The organism is Nitrospirae bacterium YQR-1 (assembly GCA_039908095.1).
Lineage (GTDB): Bacteria > Nitrospirota > Thermodesulfovibrionia > Thermodesulfovibrionales > Magnetobacteriaceae > Magnetomonas.
In genome coordinates this window covers 1-620 of record JAMOBJ010000101.1, presented here as the reverse complement: position 1 = coordinate 620, position 620 = coordinate 1, and the positions used below count along the sequence as shown (strand labels likewise).

At 40.8% G+C, this 620-nt stretch carries 1 protein-coding gene; it reads right to left on the bottom strand.

Annotated features, from left to right (window positions below):
- Window positions 1-134: 134 nt before the first annotated feature.
- Window positions 135-620 (bottom strand): LysR substrate-binding domain-containing protein (locus H7844_16095; GenBank protein MEO5358798.1); only part of this gene is annotated, 486 nt, incomplete at its 5' end.

Below are 620 nucleotides of genomic sequence, written 5' to 3'. Positions count from 1 at the left end.
AGGCTAACATAAAAGCCGGGATTATTTCTATCAGATTAAAGACTAATACCAGGTTGCATTCATTCAATTAACTTTGTCAGCATCGTCGAAAGCTCCCAGCCGCCTGTGTTTACTTTTGAATTAGAATTGGAATATTACTCAGTATAAAGTCCGCTGTACTTATAGTTTTTAATAAAGCTATGGAATTCCTCCACAATGTGTGAGGAAATATTCTTTTTTCTATAAATGAGAGACATATCTCTAAGGATTCGCTCGTTTTTTATTTTTAATGCTTTTAGGCCGCCGGCAGCGACATCCCTACGAACCACCAGCTTAGACAGAAATGACCCGCCGGCCCCTGTATAAAGGCATTCCTTTATCGCCTCAACACTGTCGGTTATCAGAAATATCCGAAGGTTCTGTAAACTTAATCCTTTTTTTATGAAAAACTGCTCAATCGCCTGCCGTGTCCCCGACCCCTCTTCTCTGACAATCACGGGTTCTTTCATTATGGCCTCAAGTGATACCGAGGATTTTGAAGCAAGCTCATGCCTGTTTGAGACGATGCTGACAAAGTTAATTGAATGAATGCAACCTGGTATTAGACCTGTTAGCGGAAAATCAGGAAGCAATAGAGGACA